Here is an 18,854-nt window from a genome sequence, read left to right on the forward strand (position 1 = left end):
CCTAAAACCCTTGGTGTTACTGGCTTTCAGGCAGTTACCCACAGAGATCGCGATCCCTAATAGTAAGAACAATAAAGGATCTTTAAATAGATCTTTTAAATATTAGGGATCGAGGGAGTGGGGAACGGTTAAGAAGTAACCTTCTCTAGATGCATAAGCGGTGATAGAATGCAGCGCTTTTTTGAAACCGACAGAGTGAGCAACCCATGCGAGTTCAGGAACATTATGATGTCATCGTAGTAGGCGGCGGCCACGCCGGTACCGAGGCGGCCTTGGCCAGCGCTCGGACAGGTGCCCGCACCCTATTGCTGACCCATAACCTGGACACCCTGGGTCAGATGTCTTGCAACCCCGCCATCGGGGGCATCGGCAAAGGGCATCTGGTTAAGGAGATCGATGCCCTCGGTGGGATCATGGCGCTGGCCGCGGATCGGGCCGGGATCCAGTTCCGTACCCTGAACGCCTCTAAGGGCCCAGCCGTGCGCGCCACTCGAGCCCAGGCGGATCGCGCCCTCTACCGCCAGGCGATCCAGCAGATGCTGTTCAACCAGCCGGGCCTGACCGTATTCCAGCAAGGGGTGAACGATCTGGCCCTCGATGGGGATCGGGTGGTCGGGGTGATCACCGACGCCGGGATCCGCTTCGATGCCGACGCCGTGGTGCTGACCGTAGGCACCTTCCTCGATGGCAAGATCCACATCGGTCTGGACAACTACGCCGGCGGACGCATTGGCGACACCAACGCGGTGCGCCTGGCCCACCGACTGCGCGAGCTGCCTCTGCGCATCGACCGGCTGAAGACCGGCACCCCGGCCCGCCTGGACGCCCGGAGCCTGGACTTCTCGGTGATGCAGGAGCAGCCCGGTGACTCACCGACGCCGCTGTTCTCCTATATTGGTGACCGGGCCGAGCAGCCCCGCCAGATCTCCTGCTACATCACCCACACCAATGAGCGGACTCACGAGATCATTCGCCAGGGGCTGGATCGCAGCCCCATGTACACCGGTGTGATCGACGGGATCGGTCCCCGCTACTGCCCGTCGGTGGAAGACAAGGTGATGCGCTTTGCCGACAAAACCTCGCACCAGATCTTTGTTGAACCGGAGGGGCTCAACAGCATCGAGATCTACCCCAACGGGATCTCTACCTCCCTGCCCTACGACGTGCAGGTGGCCCTGGTGCACTCCATCAAGGGCTTTGAACAGGCCCAGATCTTGCGCCCCGGCTACGCCATCGAGTACGACTACTTCGATCCGCGGGATCTCAAGGCCTCGCTGGAGAGCAAGTTCATCGAGGGGCTCTACTTTGCCGGTCAGATCAACGGCACCACCGGCTACGAAGAGGCCGGTGCGCAGGGGCTGTTGGCCGGGCTCAACGCCGCCCGCCGCACCCGGGGACAGGACAGCTGGAGCCCCCGCCGGGATCAGGCCTACCTGGGCGTGCTGGTGGACGATCTCTCCACTCTGGGCACCCAGGAGCCCTACCGCATGTTCACTTCGCGGGCGGAACATCGCCTGCTGCTGCGGGAGGACAACGCGGATCTGCGCCTGACCGAGCTTGGGCGTGAGATGGGGCTGGTGGATGATCACCGCTGGGCCAAGTTCAATGACAAGGTCGAGGCCATCGAGCAGGAGCGCCAGCGCCTGCGCGGCACCTGGGTGCAGAAAGACAGCCCCCAGGCCGAGGCACTCAATCCTCAGCTCAAGACCCCCTTGTCCCGGGAGGCGAACCTGGAAGAGCTGCTGCGACGGCCGGAGCTCGGCTACGCCCAGTTGATGACGGTGGAGGGACTGGGCCCGGCCCTGGCGGACGAACGCGCCGCCGAGCAGGTGGAGATCCAGGTCAAGTACGCCGGTTACATCGAGCGTCAGAAAGACGAGATCGAGAAAACCCGCCGTCACGAACAGACGCCGCTGCCGCTGGACCTGGATTACCGCCAGGTGAAGGGCCTGTCCAATGAGGTGATGGCCAAGCTGCTGGAGCACAAGCCGGAAACCCTCGGCAGCGCCTCCCGAATCTCCGGGGTCACGCCGGCGGCCATCTCACTGCTGCTGGTTTACCTCAAAAAACAGGGCCTGCTTCGCAAGAGCGCCTAAGCTGAACGCCTCTCACGGCGGCGGGGCTTCCCATGCCCCGCCGCCGCCTTCATAATGACTCTTTGATTCTTTTTAGGGGACCCATCCGTGCTGGCGAAACGCCTTTCGACCCTCATTGCCGACAGTGGTCTGACTGTCAGTGCCGAGCAACAGGACCAACTGCTGCAGCTGGTGACCTTGCTGGACAAATGGAACAAGGCGTACAACCTCACCTCGGTTCGGGATCCCATGGAGATGCTGGAGAAGCACATCCTGGACAGCATCGTGGTGGGGCCGCACCTGCAGGGACAGCGGTTTATCGATGTGGGCACCGGCCCCGGTCTGCCGGGGCTGCCTCTGGCGATCTGTCATCCGGACAAGACCTTCGTGTTGCTGGACAGCCTGGGCAAACGGATCCGCTTTATCCGCCAGGTGATCCACACCCTGGGGCTGACCAACGTCACCGCCGTCGAAAGCCGCGTGGAAGCCTACCAGCCGGAGCAGGGCTTCGATGGCGTGCTGAGCCGTGCCTTCGCCTCCCTGGAGGACATGCTGAGCTGGTGCGCTCATCTGACGGCCCCCCAGGGTCGCTTTCTGGCTCTGAAGGGGCAACTGGACCCGGACGAGTTGCAGTCCATCCCGCCCCAGTTTGAGATCGAACAGACCCTGGTGCTGCAGGTGCCCGGTCTGGACGCACAACGCCATCTGGTCCGGGTGAAAACCCGCGACTCCGAGGATTGAGGGAACAGCCGTGGCACAAGTGATTGCGATTGCGAATCAGAAAGGCGGGGTGGGCAAAACCACCACCAGCATCAACCTGGCGGCGTCCATGGCGGCCACCCGACGCCGGGTGCTGCTGATCGACCTCGATCCCCAGGGCAACGCCACCATGGGATCCGGGGTCGATAAGTACGAGGTGCCCCGCACCGCCTACGATCTGCTGGTGGAAGAGGTGCCGGCGGACGAGGTGATCGTTCGTGAGACCAGCGGCAAGTACGATCTCATCGCCGCCAACGCCGACGTCACCGCCGCCGAGATCAAGCTGATGGAGTTCTTTGCCCGGGAGGTGCGCCTACGCAACGCCCTGGCGCCGATCCTCGACCAGTACGACTACATTTTCATCGACTGCCCGCCCTCGCTGAACATGCTGACGGTCAATGCCATGGGGGCGGCGGACTCCGTAGTGATCCCCATGCAGTGCGAGTACTACGCGCTGGAGGGGCTGACCGCCCTGATGGACACCATCGGCAAGCTGGCCCAGGTGGTGAACCCCGCCCTGACCATCGAGGGGATCCTCCGCACCATGTACGATCCCCGTAACCGACTGGCCAACGACGTGTCCGATCAGCTCAAGCAGCATTTTGGCGACAAGGTGTACCGCACGGTGATCCCCCGCAATGTGCGCCTGGCGGAAGCCCCCAGTTTCGGGGCGCCGGCCATGTATTACGACAAGAGCAGTGCCGGAGCCAAGGCCTACCTGGCCCTGGCCGGTGAGATGCTGCGCCGGGCCGAGTCCGCCCGGGTAACCGAAACCGAACAGGCTGAATAAGAGGATACCGATGTCCCCGAAAAAACGCGGATTGGGTAAAGGGCTGGATGCCCTGCTGGGCGGCAGTCAGGCGGTGGCACAGCGTCAGCCGTCGCAAGAGGTGCCGGTGGACGTCGAGCGCGAAGGCCTGTCTCAACTGCCGGTGGAGGTGCTGCGCCGCGGTGTGTACCAGCCGCGCCGGGACATGTCCGATGAGGCCCTGGAGGAGCTGGCCAGTTCCATCAAGGCCCAGGGGGTGATCCAGCCCATCATCGTGCGACAGCTGGCGGGCGACCGCTACGAGATCATCGCCGGCGAACGCCGTTGGCGGGCGGCCCAGATGGCCGGCCTGGCCACGGTGCCCTGCCTGGTTAAGCAGGTGGAAGACAACGCCGCGGTGGCCATTGCGCTGATCGAGAACATCCAGCGCGAAGACCTCAACGCCATGGAGGAGGCGATCGCCCTCAAGCGCCTGGCGGACGAGTTCGAGCTGACCCACGCCCAGGTGGCGGAGGCGGTAGGCAAGTCCCGCACCACGGTCACTAACCTGCTGCGTCTGAACAGCCTCAACGAGGAGGTCAAAACCCTGCTGGAGCATGGGGACCTGGAGATGGGCCACGCCCGCGCCCTGCTGGCGCTCTCCGGGGATGAGCAGACCCTGACCGCCCGCCAGGTGACCGGCAAGGGGCTGACGGTGCGGGAGACCGAGAAGCTGATCCACAAGCTGCTCAACCCCGAACCGCCCAAGACACCCAAGGCGCCGGATCCGGACATCGCCCGTCTGGCGGACCAGCTGACTCAACGCCTCGGAGCGGAAGTGGCCATCAACCATGGCAACAAGGGCAAGGGCAAACTGGTGATCAACTACACAGACCTGGACCAGCTGGATGGGATCTTGATCAAACTTGCGCCGGAGTTGATTGAGAAGTAACACCCCGCATTCCCCGGGAGAGCGCGTTGATTTTTTGCGCTCTCCTGGTTAAAACCCCTCAGTTTTCGAAACTTTATCGACATTTCTGCCGACCAATTCATACGCCCGCGTTTTGGTGTGATATCCAGGTCGAATTATGTCTCACTGGCGTGCCACGGATCACAGTCAGGCCACGTCGGTTAAGTTGCATCCGACCCCCAACCCGGTATACTTTCGCAGGCTTTTAAGGTGAAGGTCGGCTAACGCCGATTTTTTTCCATAAAAACTCAGCGGAGCTTGAATCATTGATTAGCCAATTGGCTCGCCAGCGACGGAGTGCGGCCTACAAAGTAGTACTCGCACAGCTGGGAACCACGTTGCTAATCAGTGGACTGGGCTTCCTGATCTGGGGACGAGAGCTGGCATTGATGATCGCCAAAGGCGGCTCAATCGCTGTCATTCCCGGGTTCGTGTTCGCCACGTTGGCGTTTTACAAGGTCAGAGCCAGGGACGCTGCTTCCGCTCTGGGCCTGTTTTACCTCGGCGTGACGATCAAACTGATGCTAACCATGGTGCTGTTCGCCTACGTGCTGGCCACGACTGACCTTGTCGCCCCGAGCGCTCTGTTTGTCGGCTACATCGGGGCGCAGATGGCACATTGGGCAGCACCTTTGTTTTTCAAATAAAAACAATTGGGATGAACAATGGCAGACACTCCGCAGGAATATATCCGCCACCATCTCACTAACGCCCGAGTCTGCTCTACCGAAGACGGTATCGGCTGGATGGGCGAGTGTGCAGATGCTGGTTTCTGGACCTGGCATTTTGATTCATTACTGTTCTCGGTTGGTCTCGGTGTCCTCTTCTTGTGGCTGTTTTACCGTGTAGGTGCCCGCGCCACCACCGGAGTTCCCGGCAAGCTTCAGTGCTTTGTCGAGATGATGGTGGAATGGGTAGATAGCACGGTGAAGGATACCTTCCATGGCCGCAGCAAGCTCATCGCCCCGCTGGCGCTGACCATCTTCGTCTGGGTTTTCCTGATGAACCTGATGGATCTGGTGCCCGTGGACTTTATCCCCCATGCCGCTTACCTCTCCGGTGTTGAGTACTTCAAGATCGTTCCGACGACCGACTTGAACATCACCCTGGCGATGGCTCTGGGCGTGTTCTTCTTGATGATTGGTTACAGCATCAAGGTGAAGGGGGTGAAGGGCTTTGTGAAGGAGTTGACACTCCACCCGTTCAACCACCCGGTAATGATTCCGTTCAACTTCGTACTGGAAACAGTCACCCTGCTGGCGAAGCCGATCTCTCTGTCGCTTCGTCTGTTCGGTAACCTGTATGCCGGTGAGTTGATCTTTATTCTTATCGCCATTCTTTATGCCAGCGGCATGGTGATCGGTTCTCTGGGTGTGGTTCTACACATCCTGTGGGCGATCTTCCACATCCTGGTCATCGTATTGCAGGCCTTCATCTTCATGATGCTGACGATCGTGTATCTCAGCATGGCCAGCGAAGACCATTAAGAATCTGGCAAGAAAAAAAAGTTTTAATCGTTAGTTCAAGCTTATTTTGGAGACAATCATGGAACTGACCTACATCGCTGTTGCTGTACTGCTGAGTTTCTGTGCCCTGGGCACCGCTATTGGTTTCGCCCTGCTGGGCGGCAAATTCCTGGAAGCAACCGCTCGCCAGCCTGAGATGGCCCCTGCTCTGCAGACCAAGATGTTCATCGTCGCTGGTCTGTTGGATGCCGTACCGATGATCGGTGTTGGTATCTCCATGTACATGCTGTTCGCGTAAGGCCCCCGATCCGCAATAGCAATCAAGGGTTTCGCCTAGAGCGAAACTTGCTTTGGATTAGAGAGGAGATGCCGTTGTGAATATCAACGCGACCCTTATCGGTCAGGCCATCGCCTTCATCATTTTCGTCTGGTTCTGCATGAAGTACGTATGGCCGCCGCTGATGGCAGCCATCGAAGAGCGCCAGAAGAAGATTGCTGACGGCCTGGCCAGCGCCGAACGCGCTAGCAAGGACCTGGATCTGGCTCAGCAGAAAGCGACTGACCAGATCAAGGAAGGCAAGCAGCAAGCGGCCGAGATCATTGAGCAAGCCAACAAGCGTGGCGCTCAAATCGTGGAAGAAGCCAAGGCGGAAGCCGAGGCGGTCCGCGCCAAGATCATCGCGCAAGGCGAAGCTGAAATCGAAGCCGAACGTAACCGCGCTCGGGATCAACTGCGTGCACAGGTGGCCACTCTGGCCGTCGCGGGCGCCGAGAAGATCCTTCAGCGTTCCATTGATGCCGACGCGCACAGTGACATTGTCGAAAAGCTGGCTGCGGAGCTGTAAGCAAAGGGAGAGGGCTAAATGTCTGAACTGACCACCGTTGCTCGCCCTTACGCCAAAGCCGCTTTCGAGTTTGCTGTCGAAAAGCAGGCGGTTGACCACTGGGCAGAGATGCTGGCCTTCTTGGCCGAAGTCACGGTAAATGACACCGTGGCGAATCTGCTGTCCGGTCAGGTTAACGCCGACCAGCTGGCCCAGATCTTTATCCAGATCGGTGGCGAGCAGATCGACGAGCATGGCCAGAACCTGATCAAGGTGATGGCAGAAAATGGACGCCTGGTCGCGCTGCCGGCCGTTGCTCAACAATTCGCGCAACTGCGCGAAGAGTGGCAGAAAGAGGTGACCGCGGATGTGCAATCCGCCACCGAACTGGATGCCGAGCAACAAGCCAAAATCGCAGCGTCGCTGGAACAACGTTTGGCACGTAAAGTGAAGCTGAACTGCAGCGTCAATCCGGACCTGATCGCCGGGGTGATCATCACCGCCGGTGATCTGGTTATCGACGGATCGGTACGCGGCAAGCTCAGCCGCTTGTCCGATACGCTGCAATCCTAATTGGGGATGTGAGCATGCAACTGAATTCCACTGAAATCAGCGAACTGATCAAGAACCGTATTGAGCAGTTCAATGTTGTCAGCGAAGCTCGCAATGAAGGTACCATCGTTTCTGTAAGCGACGGTATTGTCCGCATCCACGGCCTGGCCGATGTGATGCAGGGCGAGATGATCGAGCTGCCTGGCAACCGTTACGCCATCGCACTGAACCTGGAGCGCGACTCCGTAGGTGCCGTTGTGATGGGTCCTTACGCCGACCTGGCGGAAGGCGTAAAAGTTAAATCCACCGGCCGTATTCTGGAAGTTCCGGTTGGCCGTGGCCTGCTGGGCCGTGTGGTCAACACCCTGGGTGAAGCGATCGACGGTAAGGGCCCCATCGACAACGATGGCTTCGCTCCTATCGAAGTGATCGCTCCGGGCGTAATTGACCGTGAAGGCGTTGCCCAGCCGGTACAGACCGGCTACAAGTCCGTTGACTCCATGATCCCGATCGGTCGTGGTCAGCGTGAGTTGGTCATTGGCGACCGTCAGACCGGTAAGACCGCGATGGCCATCGACGCCATCATCAACCAGCGTGACTCCGGCATTAAGTGTGTCTACGTAGCGATTGGCCAGAAGGCCTCCACCATCGCCAACGTGGTACGCAAGCTGGAAGAGCACGGTGCCCTGCAGAACACCATCGTGGTGGTGGCCTCCGCTTCTGAAGCGGCTGCCCTGCAGTACCTGGCGCCCTACTCTGGTTGCACCATGGGTGAGTACTTCCGTGACCGCGGTGAAGACGCTCTGATCGTGTACGATGACCTGTCCAAGCAGGCCGTTGCCTACCGTCAGATCTCCCTGCTGCTGCGTCGCCCGCCGGGCCGTGAAGCTTTCCCCGGTGACGTATTCTACCTCCACTCCCGCCTGCTGGAGCGTGCCTCCCGTGTGAACGCGGACTACGTGGAGAAGTTCACCAAGGGTGAAGTGAAAGGCCAGACCGGTTCTCTGACCGCCCTGCCGATCATCGAAACCCAAGCCGGTGACGTATCTGCTTTCGTACCGACCAACGTAATCTCCATTACCGACGGTCAGATCTTCCTGGAAACCGACCTGTTTAACGCCGGCCTGCGTCCTGCGGTAAACCCCGGTATCTCCGTATCCCGAGTCGGTGGTGCGGCCCAGACCAAGATCATCAAGAAGCTGTCCGGTGGTATCCGTACCGCCCTGGCTCAGTACCGCGAACTGGCGGCCTTCGCCCAGTTCTCTTCTGACCTCGATGACGCCACCCGCGCCCAGCTGGAGCACGGTGAGCGCGTAACCGAGCTGATGAAGCAGAAGCAGTACGCCCCGATGAGCGTGGCCGACCAGGCTGTCTCCATCTTCTCCGCCGAGAAGGGCTTCCTGAAGTCCATCGAAGTGGCCAAGATCGGTGACTTCGAGGCCGCTCTGCTCTCCTACATGAACAGCGAACACGCTGAGCTGATGAAGCTGATCAACGAGACCGGTGACTACAACGGTGACATCGAAGGTCAGATGCAGGCGGCTCTGGATAAGTTCGTTGCCACCCAAACCTGGTAACAGGTCAAGGAGAGTAAGAGATGGCCGGCGCTAAAGAGATCCGTACCAAGATCGCGAGTGTGAAAAACACTCAGAAGATCACTTCTGCGATGGAGATGGTGGCCGCATCCAAGATGCGTCGTGCGCAAGAGCGCATGAACGCCAGCCGTCCCTACGCCGATAGCATGCGTAAGGTGATCGGTCACATCGCGCAGGGCTCTCTCGAGTACAAGCATCCTTACTTGGAAGATCGTGAGGTCAAGAACGTGGGCTACGTTGTCGTGTCCACCGACCGTGGCCTCTGTGGCGGTCTCAACGTCAACCTGTTCAAGCAGGTGATGTTGTCCGCCAAAGACTGGGAAGCCAAAGGGGCCAAGGTGCAGTTCGCTGCCGTTGGTTCCAAGGGCGCCCAGTTCTTCCAAACCTTTGGCGGGAAAGTCACCGCTCAGGTGTCCGGTCTCGGCGATGAGCCGAGCCTGACCGACCTGATCGGTTCCGTGAAAGTGATGCTGGATGCCTTCGATGAGGGCAAGCTGGATCGCCTGTATCTGGTGTACAACCAGTTCGTGAACACCATGAAACAGGATCCGGTGATCGATCAACTGTTGCCGTTGCCCAAGATGGACGCGCCCGAAAAGCCCCATACCTGGGACTACCTGTACGAGCCCGGAGAGCCCCAGCCGATGCTGGACAAGCTGCTGGTTCGCTACGTGGAGTCCGTGGTGTATCAGGGTGTGGTGGAAAACGTCGCGTCTGAGCAGGCCGCCCGAATGGTTGCGATGAAAGCCGCAACCGACAACGCGGGTAACCTGATCGACGATCTGCAACTGGTATACAACAAGGCTCGTCAGGCTGCCATTACTCAGGAGCTTAGCGAGATTTGTGCCGGTGCCGCAGCGGTTTAAGGCAACGGTTAAGACAGAATCAGAGGATTAATCATGAGCACAGGTACTGTTGTTCAGGTGATCGGGGCGGTAGTCGATGTGGAATTCCCGCAAGACGCCGTTCCTCAGGTCTATGACGCCCTGACCGTATCCAATGATGGTGCCAGCCTGGTGCTGGAAGTTCAGCAGCAGCTGGGCGGCGGCGTAGTCCGTACCATCGCAATGGGTGCGTCCGAAGGTCTGCGTCGCGGCCTGGAAGCAATCAACACCGGTAACACCATCCAGGTGCCGGTGGGCACTGCGACCCTGGGTCGCATCATGAACGTGCTGGGTGAGCCCATCGACGAAGCCGGTGATATCGGTGAAGAAGAGCGTTGGTCCATCCACCGCGAGGCTCCGAGCTACGAAGACCAATCCAGCGCCACTGAGCTGCTGGAAACCGGCGTTAAGGTAATTGACCTGGTTTGTCCGTTCGCCAAGGGCGGTAAAGTTGGTCTGTTCGGCGGCGCGGGTGTGGGTAAGACCGTTAACATGATGGAGCTTATCCGGAACATCGCCATCGAGCACTCCGGCTACTCCGTATTCGCCGGTGTGGGCGAGCGGACCCGTGAAGGTAACGACTTCTACCACGAGATGAAAGAGTCCAACGTACTGGACAAAGTATCTCTGGTATACGGTCAGATGAACGAGCCGCCGGGTAACCGTCTGCGCGTGGCCCTGACCGGTCTGACCATGGCTGAGAAGTTCCGTGACGAAGGTCGTGACGTACTGTTGTTCGTGGACAACATCTACCGTTACACCCTGGCCGGTACTGAAGTATCCGCACTGCTGGGCCGTATGCCCTCCGCAGTAGGTTACCAGCCGACCCTGGCGGAAGAGATGGGCGTTCTGCAGGAGCGTATCGCTTCTACCAAGACCGGCTCCATCACCTCCGTACAGGCCGTTTACGTTCCCGCGGATGACTTGACTGACCCGTCTCCGGCCACCACCTTCGCCCACTTGGATGCGACCGTGGTACTGAGCCGTGACATCGCCGCTCGCGGTATCTACCCGGCGATCGACCCGCTGGATTCCACCTCTCGTCAGCTGGATCCCCTGGTCATCGGTCAGGAGCACTATGATGTGGCTCGTGGCGTGCAGTCCGTACTGCAGCGCTACAAAGAGCTGAAGGACATCATTGCCATCCTGGGTATGGACGAACTGTCCGAAGAGGACAAGCAGACCGTAGCCCGCGCCCGTAAGATCGAGCGTTTCCTGTCTCAGCCGTTCTTCGTTGCGGAAGTGTTCACCGGTGCCCCCGGTAAGTACGTTCCGCTGAAGGAAACCATCCGTGGCTTTAAAGGCATCCTGGCCGGTGAGTACGATCACCTGCCGGAGCAGGCCTTCTACATGGTCGGTTCCATCGACGAAGCCATCGAGAAAGGCAAAAACGTTTAATCAATCCGGGAGGATGAGATGGCAATGACTGTTCACTTGGATGTCGTCAGCGCAGAAAAGCGCCTCTTCTCCGGCCTTGTGGAAACCCTGCAAGTCACCGGTTCCGAGGGTGAGCTGGGCATTTTGCCCGGCCACGTGCCGCTGCTGACTGCCATCAAGCCCGGTATGGTTCGAATCGTTAAGCAACACGGCGACGTTGAGGTGATCTACCTGTCCGGTGGGATCCTCGAAGTGCAGCCCGATTGCGTGACCGTATTGGCCGACGTGGCCGTACGGGCGGAAGACATCGACGTGGAAGCGGCCCGCGAAGCCAAGCGCAACGCGGAAGAGCGCATCGCCAACGCCGGTGTGGACTTCGACTACGACGCGGCCCAGATTGAGCTGGCGAAAGCCCTGGCTCAGCTGCGCGTGGTCGACACCATCCGCAAGAACCTGGGTAAGTAAACACGCCCAAGGCAAAAAGCGCCGCTTCTGCGGCGCTTTTTTTATGCCTGTTCGCGGCGGTCCAGTCTCAACAGTGCCACCAGGGCCAGGGCGGTCAGCCCCACCCCGGGCAGCACCTGCCACCCCGGCAGCGCACTGCCCAGCGGCCAGGCGAGCAGAAGCACGAACCCTGGCGTCAAGAGGCTGTAGGCGTTGGCGCTGCTGGCCCCCACCACCAGGCTGGCACTTTGGAACAGGAAGAAGGTGACCATGGTGGTGGCGGTGGCCAGCCAGAGGATGGCCGACAGTTGCGCCCCGTCCGGCCATTGCAGCTCTGGTTGCCACAGCACCGTGGCGATCAGCAGCCACCCGGTGCCGGTGATAAGCGACCAGCCGGTCACCTCCAGCATGGGCTCACCCCGGTGCAGCCGTTTCAGCACCAGGGGGTAGATCCCCATCAACAGGCACGCCAGCAGGAACACCGTGTTGCCGGTCGGCCACCCCCCCGTCATCAAGCGATCAGGCTGGCCTCCGGTCAGTACCCACAGGGCCCCCAGGGCGCCGAGGACCAGGGCACCGACTCGCACCGCGTGCGGCCGCTGCCCCAGCCACAACCAGGCCAGCAGGCAGCTGAACAGGGGCACCAAAGTGGAGAGACTGCCCATGGCCAGGGCCGTGGCGCTCTGCCCGGCGATGAACATCAGCAGGAAAAAGCCGGTCAGGGGCAGGCTAATAAGCGCAAAGCGCCCCACCCGCGCCCAGCCGGGCCAGCGGAGCCGACCGCGTTGGGCCAGCAACAGGCCAAAGCCCAGGGCGGCGATGGCAAAACGCAGCAAGGTGGTCAGCAGCGGCGAGTAGTGGGCACCGAGAAAGCTCGCCAGGGGAAAGGAGGTGCTGATCAGGAAGGCATACAGCAACAGGGCCAGGTGGGCTTTGGTGGCGGATGAGTGTGGCCCCATGTTCCTCCCAATGAACGGTTATCTTCTGGATTACTGTGCGTATAATGTGCCCTTTGTTCAAGCCAAAGAGACCCCAGAAGATGAAGTTGGAAGTCGTCATCCTTGCCGCAGGGATGGGCACCCGGATGAAGTCCAAGCTGCCCAAGGTCCTGCACCCGGTGGCCGGCAAACCCATGGTTCAACACGCCATCGATGCTGCCGCCCCCCTGGCCCCCCATCGCACCCACCTGGTTTACGGCCACGGTGCCGATCAGCTCAAGGCGGCCCTGGGCCAAAACAACGTCGAATGGGCCCTGCAGGCCGAACAGCTGGGCACCGGACACGCGGTGGACATGGCCCGCTGGGACGACGACAGCACGGTGCTGGTGCTCTACGGCGATGTGCCGCTGATCCAGACCCAGACCCTGGAGCGCTTGCTGTCAGTCCAGCCCCAGGAGGGCATTGGCCTGCTGACCGTCACCCTGGACAACCCCACCGGCTACGGCCGCATCGTCCGTGAGCAGGGCGTGGTGAAGGCCATTGTGGAGCAGAAGGACGCCACCGAAGAACAGCTGGCCATCACCGAGGTGAACACCGGCATCCTGGTGGCCCCAGGGAAGGCGCTGAAGCGCTGGCTGAGCAGCCTGTCCAACGACAACGCCCAGGGCGAGTACTACCTGACCGATGTGATCGCCATGGCCGCGGCCGAAGGCGGGGTGGAAACCGCCCACCCGGACAGCGCCATCGAAGTGGAAGGCGCCAACAACCGGCTGCAACTGGCGGCGCTGGAGCGCGCCTACCAGGCCCGGGCGGCGGAGCTGTTGATGCTCAGTGGCGTCACCCTGATCGATCCGGCCCGCTTTGACCTGCGGGGCACCCTGACCAGCGGCAACGACATCACCATCGACGTCAACGTGGTGGTCGAAGGCAAGGTCACCATTGAGGACGACGTGGTGATCGGCGCCGGTTGCCTGCTCAAGGATTGCCACATCGGCAAGGGCAGCGTCATCAAGCCCTACACCATCGTCGAAGGCGCCACCGTGGGTGAGATCTGCACCGCCGGGCCCTTTGCCCGCCTGCGTCCGGGGGCCGAGCTGGTCGAGGACAGCCACATCGGCAACTTTGTGGAGATGAAAAAGGCGCGCCTGGGCAAAGGCTCAAAGGCCAACCACCTGGCCTACATCGGCGATGCCGAGGTGGGCGACAAGGTCAACATTGGCGCCGGCACCATCACCTGCAACTACGATGGCGCCAACAAGCACCTGACGGTGATCGAGGACGAGGTGTTTGTCGGCTCCGACAGCCAACTGGTGGCCCCGGTGCGTATCGCCAAGGGCGCCACCATCGCCGCCGGCTCCACCATCACCAAGGACGTGGGCGAAGGCGAGCTGGTGCTGACCCGCACCAAGCAGAAGCACATCAGCGGTTGGCAGCGTCCCAAGAAACAGCGCTGAGCCAGCGGTTTCGAACGCAAAAAGCGGCCCTAGGGCCGCTTTTTTTGGTTCCGACTTGCACCGATTGATTTTGTTTTTATACTACTCATCTTTCGAATCGAAACTTTTGCTTGGCATGTCGAAACGTAATACCCAGCAGCGCCGCCACCGCATCATGACCCTACTCTCCGAACAGGGGGAGGTGAGCGTCGATGCCCTCTCCCGGGAACTGGCCACCTCCGAGGTGACCATCCGCAAGGACTTGGCCACCCTAGAGGCCGGGGGCATGCTGTTGCGCCGCTACGGTGGTGCCGTGCTGATGCCGACGGAGATCCTGCAGGACGACCCCATCCACAGCCCCTCCCGCTTCAAGGCGGCCATCGGGCGAGCGGCGGCCCGGCAGATCCGCGATCACCAGCGCATCGTCATCGACAGCGGCCGCACCACCGCGGCGCTTATCGGTGAGCTGGGGCAAAAGCGTGGTTTGGTGGTGATGACCAACTCCCTGAACAGCGCCAACGCGCTGCGGGAGCTGGAGAACGAGCCCACCCTGCTGATGACCGGGGGCACCTGGGATCCCCACTCCGAGTCCTTCCAGGGCCAGGTGGCGGAGCAGGTGCTGCGCTCCTACGATTTCGACCAGCTGTTTATCGGAGCCGACGGCATCGATGTGACCCGGGGCACCACCACCTTCAACGAGCTGTTCGGACTCTCCAGAGTGATGGCCGAGGTGGCCCGGGAGGTGAACGTCATGGTGGAGTCCGACAAGGTGGGGCGGCGGATCCCCAACCTGGAGCTGCCCTGGGACAAGGTGACCCGGCTTATCACCGACGACCGCCTCGATGACGAGGCCAAACACCAGATTGAATTACAGGGGGTGCAGGTGATCTGCGCCGCCGTACAAGACTAGGAGAGAGACAATGTGTGGGATTGTGGGCGCGGTAGCGCAACGAGACGTGGCGGAGATCTTGGTAGAGGGGCTTAAGCGCCTGGAGTACCGGGGTTACGACTCCGCCGGGGTGGCCATCCTGGATGGTGAAGGCCAGCTGGGTCGACTGCGTCGGCTGGGCAAGGTGCAGGCCCTGGCCGATGCCCTGGCACAAACGCCTCTGGCCGGTGGCACCGGCATTGCCCACACCCGTTGGGCCACCCACGGCGAGCCCTCCGAGCGCAACGCCCACCCGCACCTCTCCTCCGATCGCATCGCCGTGGTGCACAACGGCATCATCGAGAACCACGCCGAGCTGCGTGAGCGCCTCAAGGGCGAAGGCTACACCTTCACCTCCGATACCGACACCGAGGTGATCTGCCACCTGGTGCACCATGAGCTCAAAGCCCATGACACCCTGCTGGCGGCGGTTCAGGCCACCGTCAAGCAGCTGGAAGGCGCCTACGGCACCGTAGTGATCGACAACACCCAGCCCGAGCGGATGATCGTCGCCCGCTCCGGCAGCCCGCTGGTGGTGGGCTACGGGGTCGGCGAACACTTCGTGGCGTCCGATCAGCTGGCCCTGCTGCCGGTCACCCGCCGCTTTGCCTTCCTCGAAGAGGGGGACGTGGCGGAGATCACCCGTCGTGAGGTGAACATCTTCGACATCGACGGCAACCCGGTTGAGCGGGAAGTGAAGGAGTCCGAGGTCAGCCACGACGCCGGCGACAAGGGCGAGTTCCGTCACTACATGATGAAGGAGATCTACGAGCAGCCGCTGGCCTTGCAGCGCACCCTGGACGGTCGTCTGGCCGGTGGCAAGGTGGTGCCGGAAGCCTTCGGTGACAACGCCGCCGAGCTGCTGGCCCAGGTCAAGCACGTGCAGATCATCGCCTGTGGTACCAGCTACCACGCCGGCATGGTGGCCCGTTACTGGCTGGAGCAGCACGCCGGGGTCTCCTGCAACGTGGAGATCGCCTCCGAGTTCCGCTACCGCAAGTCCCACGTTTTCCCCAACAGCCTGATCGTCACCATCTCCCAGTCCGGTGAAACCGCCGATACCCTGGCCGCCCTGCGCCTGGCCAAGGAGATGGGTTACATGGCCAGCCTGACCATCTGCAACGTACCGGGCTCCTCTTTGGTGCGTGAGTCCGACATGGCCTACATGATGAAGGCCGGTGCCGAGATCGGCGTGGCCTCCACCAAGGCCTTCACCGTGCAGCTGGCGGCCCTGGCGATGCTGACCGGGGCCATCGGCACCCACAACGGCATGAGCGACGAAACCGTGGCCGCCCTGGTGGCCAGCCTGCAGCAGCTGCCAAGCAAGGTGGAGCAGGCCCTGGGCCTGAACGACGCCATCGAGGCACTGGCGGAGGACTTTGCCGACAAGAACCACTCCCTGTTCCTGGGCCGGGGCGATCAGTACCCCATCGCCATGGAGGGGGCGCTGAAGCTCAAGGAGATCTCCTATATCCACGCCGAGGCCTACGCCTCCGGTGAGCTCAAGCACGGCCCCCTGGCGCTGATCGACGCCGACATGCCGGTGATCGTGGTGGCGCCCAACAACGAACTGCTGGAGAAGCTGCACTCCAACGTCGAAGAGGTGCGCGCCCGGGGCGGCCTGATGTACGTCTTTGCCGACGTGGACGCCAAGTTCGAAAGCGACGACACCATGAAGGTGATCAACGTGCCTCACTGCGACGAGTTCATCGCCCCGATCATCTACACCCTGCCCCTGCAGCTGCTCTCCTACTATGTGGCGCTGATCAAGGGCACCGATGTGGACCAGCCCCGCAACCTGGCCAAGTCGGTTACCGTGGAATGATCCCAAGGGGGTAATAAGCGCTGCTTCGGCAGCGCTTTTTTTTGCCTGGATGAAGGGGCCGGTATGACGACCAGCCGGCCTCTGGGTCTTTAAGTGGGGAAAGCTCGCCGCCAAGCTCCGGTTTTTAGTATCATCCGTGATCAAGGTCACCCTGTTGGTGTTGCGAACTTGTTAGGGTGTGCCCCATCGAAGTCAGGAGCAGGCCGTCGTATGGACCACCGCAACGAGAACGCCGTCAAACCACACTCTGCCGAGGCCAAGCCCATCCAGATCCAGCCGGCCCGTCCGGGCAAGGTGGATCGGGGCAACCCCCGAAACCGCATCTACGTGCGCAAGACCGACGGGATCTGGACCCAGCTGCGCCGGCGCATGGGGTGGGTAATGATGGCGCTGTTCCTGCTGCTGCCCTGGTTGCCCTGGGGAGAGCGCCAAGCGGTGCTGTTCGATCTGGCCGAACGCAAATTCCACGTCTTTGCCCTGACCATCTGGCCCCAGGATCTCATCCTGCTGGCGCTGCTGTTCATGATCGCCGCCTTTGCGCTGTTCTTCTTCACCACCTTCCTGGGGCGGGTCTGGTGCGGGTACATGTGTCCCCAGTCGGTGTGGACCTTCATCTTCATCTGGTTCGAGGAGAGGATTGAGGGGCCCCGCAACAAGCGGATGAAGCTGGACCAGGCCCCCTGGGACGGCAACAAGCTGTGGCGTAAGAGCGCCAAGCACGGTGCCTGGCTTGGGGTCGCGCTGATCACCGCCCTCACCTTCCTCTCCTACTTCTACCCCAGCCGCGAGCTCTACCTGGACTTCTTCACCGGCCAGGCACCGGGGGTGATCTACTTCTGGACTCTGTTCTTTACCCTCTGCACCTACGGCAACGCCGGCTGGATGCGCGAGATCATGTGCCTGCACATGTGCCCCTACGCCCGTTTCCAGTCCGCCATGTTCGACAGCGACACCTTTATCGTCGGTTACAACACCGACCGGGGGGAAACCCGCGGCCCCCGAGGGCGCAAACAGGATCCCAAGGCGATGGGCCTGGGGGACTGCATCGACTGCAGCCTCTGTGTCCAGGTCTGCCCCACCGGCATCGACATCCGCAACGGGTTGCAGTACGAGTGCATCAACTGCGGTGCCTGCATCGATGCCTGTGACGACGTCATGGCCAAGATGGGTTACCAGAAGGGGCTGATCAGCTACACCACCGAACGCCAGCTCGATGGGGGGCACTCCCAGGTGGCTCGGCCCAAGCTGCTCGGCTATGGCGCCGTACTCGGGGTGATGGTGGCGGGCTTTATCGTCACCTTGATGTCTTTGGCGCCGGTACAGATCGACGTCCTTAGGGATCGCAACCAGCTGTTCCGAGAAACCCGGGATGGCCTGGTGGAAAACGTCTACACCCTGCGCCTGCTTAACAAGACCGAGCAGCCCCAGGTGTTCAACCTGGCGGTGGAGGGGTTGCCCGAGTACCAGTGGAGCGGTGAGCAAACCGTGTCGGTGGCGGCGGGCGAGGTCTTTACCCTGCCGGTCAGCGTGGCGGTGGATCCCTTCCACCTCAAACAGGCGATGACCGACATCACCTTTGTCCTGAGCAGCCAGGACGGCAGTTTGAACAGCACCCAGGAGTCGCGCTTCATCAGCGGTCTCTAGTCCGCTTTCTGGACAATATGTAGAAAAAAAGCACGTTGAGAGCGTTATTTGCTCGAACGTGCTTTTTTTCTAAGAAAACACTTGCGACAGAAAATCCCCTCCCTATAATGCGCTCCCTGTCGACGGGGCACAGCGGGAAACAACGCGCTGCGCTGCCAGAGGGCCCCAAGGGGTGCTGGTTAAAATGTCGACAGTCGAATGGGAAAGTTCAAAACGGCCCTTGACGACGACGGAGGAAAGCGTAGAATGCGCCTCCTGCCTTGAGAGAGGCAACGCTCTTTAACAATTAGTCAGACAATCTGTGTGGGCACTCACGCGGGATTGAGATTTCATCATTTATCTCAATGCTAACTGAGTGACACCAAGTTAATTCAGTATTCATTGAGTAGGTC

At 60.9% G+C, this 18,854-nt stretch carries 18 protein-coding genes; 17 read left to right on the forward strand and 1 reads right to left on the reverse strand.

Features of this window, described 5'->3' with window-relative positions; translation table 11 throughout:
* The first annotated feature begins 206 nt into the window (after positions 1-206).
* The 13 genes from mnmG (at position 207) to KUV81_RS19225 (ending at position 11,715) form a co-directional block, all read left to right on the forward strand.
* Positions 207-2,096, forward strand: coding sequence for a tRNA uridine-5-carboxymethylaminomethyl(34) synthesis enzyme MnmG (gene mnmG / locus KUV81_RS19165; RefSeq protein ID WP_222545512.1), 1,890 nt, complete (start codon positions 207-209; stop codon positions 2,094-2,096).
* 87 nt (positions 2,097-2,183) lie between these two features.
* On the forward strand, positions 2,184-2,816 hold the full coding sequence (gene rsmG / locus KUV81_RS19170) for a 16S rRNA (guanine(527)-N(7))-methyltransferase RsmG (protein WP_222545513.1): 633 nt from the start codon (positions 2,184-2,186) through the stop codon (positions 2,814-2,816).
* 10 nt (positions 2,817-2,826) lie between these two features.
* Positions 2,827-3,624, forward strand: coding sequence for a ParA family protein (locus tag KUV81_RS19175; protein ID WP_222545514.1), 798 nt, complete (start codon positions 2,827-2,829; stop codon positions 3,622-3,624).
* Positions 3,625-3,634: 10 nt separating this feature from the next.
* On the forward strand, positions 3,635-4,534 hold the full coding sequence (locus KUV81_RS19180) for a ParB/RepB/Spo0J family partition protein (protein WP_222545515.1): 900 nt from the start codon (positions 3,635-3,637) through the stop codon (positions 4,532-4,534).
* A 284-nt stretch (positions 4,535-4,818) separates the two neighbouring features.
* A complete protein-coding gene (locus KUV81_RS19185) occupies positions 4,819-5,199 on the forward strand; it encodes an ATP synthase subunit I (RefSeq protein WP_222545516.1) in 381 nt (126 codons plus the stop codon).
* A gap of 18 nt (positions 5,200-5,217) precedes the next feature.
* Positions 5,218-6,039, forward strand: coding sequence for a F0F1 ATP synthase subunit A (gene atpB / locus KUV81_RS19190; protein WP_222545517.1), 822 nt, complete (start codon positions 5,218-5,220; stop codon positions 6,037-6,039).
* A gap of 46 nt (positions 6,040-6,085) precedes the next feature.
* Positions 6,086-6,316 (forward strand): F0F1 ATP synthase subunit C, encoded by a 231-nt coding sequence (gene atpE / locus KUV81_RS19195; RefSeq protein WP_222545518.1) that lies wholly within the window; start codon positions 6,086-6,088, stop codon positions 6,314-6,316.
* A 76-nt stretch (positions 6,317-6,392) separates the two neighbouring features.
* Complete coding sequence (gene atpF / locus KUV81_RS19200; protein WP_222545519.1) at positions 6,393-6,863, forward strand: F0F1 ATP synthase subunit B; 471 nt, start codon at positions 6,393-6,395, stop codon at positions 6,861-6,863.
* An 18-nt stretch (positions 6,864-6,881) separates the two neighbouring features.
* Positions 6,882-7,415, forward strand: coding sequence for a F0F1 ATP synthase subunit delta (gene atpH / locus KUV81_RS19205; protein ID WP_222545520.1), 534 nt, complete (start codon positions 6,882-6,884; stop codon positions 7,413-7,415).
* A gap of 14 nt (positions 7,416-7,429) precedes the next feature.
* Positions 7,430-8,971, forward strand: a complete 1,542-nt coding sequence (gene atpA / locus KUV81_RS19210; RefSeq protein WP_222545521.1) for a F0F1 ATP synthase subunit alpha — start codon at positions 7,430-7,432, stop codon at positions 8,969-8,971.
* A gap of 20 nt (positions 8,972-8,991) precedes the next feature.
* Entirely contained in the window at positions 8,992-9,855 is an 864-nt protein-coding gene (gene atpG, locus KUV81_RS19215; RefSeq protein WP_222545522.1) for a F0F1 ATP synthase subunit gamma, read from the forward strand.
* A 33-nt stretch (positions 9,856-9,888) separates the two neighbouring features.
* Positions 9,889-11,271, forward strand: coding sequence for a F0F1 ATP synthase subunit beta (atpD, locus tag KUV81_RS19220; RefSeq protein WP_222545523.1), 1,383 nt, complete (start codon positions 9,889-9,891; stop codon positions 11,269-11,271).
* Positions 11,272-11,289: 18 nt separating this feature from the next.
* The gene (locus KUV81_RS19225; RefSeq protein WP_222545524.1) at positions 11,290-11,715 is read left to right on the forward strand and encodes a F0F1 ATP synthase subunit epsilon; all 426 of its coding nucleotides are present in this window, start codon (positions 11,290-11,292) and stop codon (positions 11,713-11,715) included.
* Between the two features lie 41 nt (positions 11,716-11,756).
* Here the strand turns inward: KUV81_RS19225 and KUV81_RS19230 are convergent, their stop codons facing one another.
* Positions 11,757-12,653 carry a DMT family transporter gene (locus tag KUV81_RS19230; protein ID WP_222545525.1) on the reverse strand — a complete coding sequence of 299 codons (897 nt, stop codon included), beginning with the start codon at positions 12,651-12,653 and terminating at the stop codon, positions 11,757-11,759.
* An 80-nt stretch (positions 12,654-12,733) separates the two neighbouring features.
* Between KUV81_RS19230 and glmU the strand changes: the two genes are divergently transcribed.
* From glmU to ccoG, 4 genes are all read left to right on the forward strand, one after another.
* Complete coding sequence (gene glmU / locus KUV81_RS19235; protein WP_222545526.1) at positions 12,734-14,086, forward strand: bifunctional UDP-N-acetylglucosamine diphosphorylase/glucosamine-1-phosphate N-acetyltransferase GlmU; 1,353 nt, start codon at positions 12,734-12,736, stop codon at positions 14,084-14,086.
* Between the two features lie 115 nt (positions 14,087-14,201).
* Entirely contained in the window at positions 14,202-14,975 is a 774-nt protein-coding gene (locus KUV81_RS19240; protein ID WP_222545527.1) for a DeoR/GlpR family DNA-binding transcription regulator, read from the forward strand.
* A gap of 10 nt (positions 14,976-14,985) precedes the next feature.
* Complete coding sequence (glmS, locus tag KUV81_RS19245) at positions 14,986-16,818, forward strand: glutamine--fructose-6-phosphate transaminase (isomerizing) (protein ID WP_222545528.1); 1,833 nt, start codon at positions 14,986-14,988, stop codon at positions 16,816-16,818.
* A gap of 210 nt (positions 16,819-17,028) precedes the next feature.
* The gene (ccoG, locus tag KUV81_RS19250; protein ID WP_222545529.1) at positions 17,029-18,462 is read left to right on the forward strand and encodes a cytochrome c oxidase accessory protein CcoG; all 1,434 of its coding nucleotides are present in this window, start codon (positions 17,029-17,031) and stop codon (positions 18,460-18,462) included.
* Positions 18,463-18,854 lie beyond the last annotated feature (392 nt).

Origin of the sequence: Ferrimonas balearica, from assembly GCF_019802085.1 — a bacterium.
Lineage (GTDB): Bacteria > Pseudomonadota > Gammaproteobacteria > Enterobacterales > Shewanellaceae > Ferrimonas > Ferrimonas balearica_B.

Excerpts from the sequence above, each read along its gene's own strand:
- mnmG (WP_222545512.1), top strand. The coding sequence starts at position 207 with ATGCGAGTTCAGGAACATTATGATGTCATCGTAGTAGGCGGCGGCCAC.
- glmU (WP_222545526.1), top strand. The coding sequence starts at position 12,734 with ATGAAGTTGGAAGTCGTCATCCTTGCCGCAGGGATGGGCACCCGGATG.
- glmS (WP_222545528.1), top strand. The coding sequence starts at position 14,986 with ATGTGTGGGATTGTGGGCGCGGTAGCGCAACGAGACGTGGCGGAGATC.
- KUV81_RS19230 (WP_222545525.1), bottom strand. The coding sequence starts at position 12,653 with ATGGGGCCACACTCATCCGCCACCAAAGCCCACCTGGCCCTGTTGCTG.
- atpD (WP_222545523.1), top strand. The coding sequence starts at position 9,889 with ATGAGCACAGGTACTGTTGTTCAGGTGATCGGGGCGGTAGTCGATGTG.
- atpB (WP_222545517.1), top strand. The coding sequence starts at position 5,218 with ATGGCAGACACTCCGCAGGAATATATCCGCCACCATCTCACTAACGCC.
- ccoG (WP_222545529.1), top strand. The coding sequence starts at position 17,029 with ATGGACCACCGCAACGAGAACGCCGTCAAACCACACTCTGCCGAGGCC.
- atpA (WP_222545521.1), top strand. The coding sequence starts at position 7,430 with ATGCAACTGAATTCCACTGAAATCAGCGAACTGATCAAGAACCGTATT.
- KUV81_RS19180 (WP_222545515.1), top strand. The coding sequence starts at position 3,635 with ATGTCCCCGAAAAAACGCGGATTGGGTAAAGGGCTGGATGCCCTGCTG.
- atpH (WP_222545520.1), top strand. The coding sequence starts at position 6,882 with ATGTCTGAACTGACCACCGTTGCTCGCCCTTACGCCAAAGCCGCTTTC.
- KUV81_RS19225 (WP_222545524.1), top strand. The coding sequence starts at position 11,290 with ATGGCAATGACTGTTCACTTGGATGTCGTCAGCGCAGAAAAGCGCCTC.
- KUV81_RS19240 (WP_222545527.1), top strand. The coding sequence starts at position 14,202 with ATGTCGAAACGTAATACCCAGCAGCGCCGCCACCGCATCATGACCCTA.
- atpG (WP_222545522.1), top strand. The coding sequence starts at position 8,992 with ATGGCCGGCGCTAAAGAGATCCGTACCAAGATCGCGAGTGTGAAAAAC.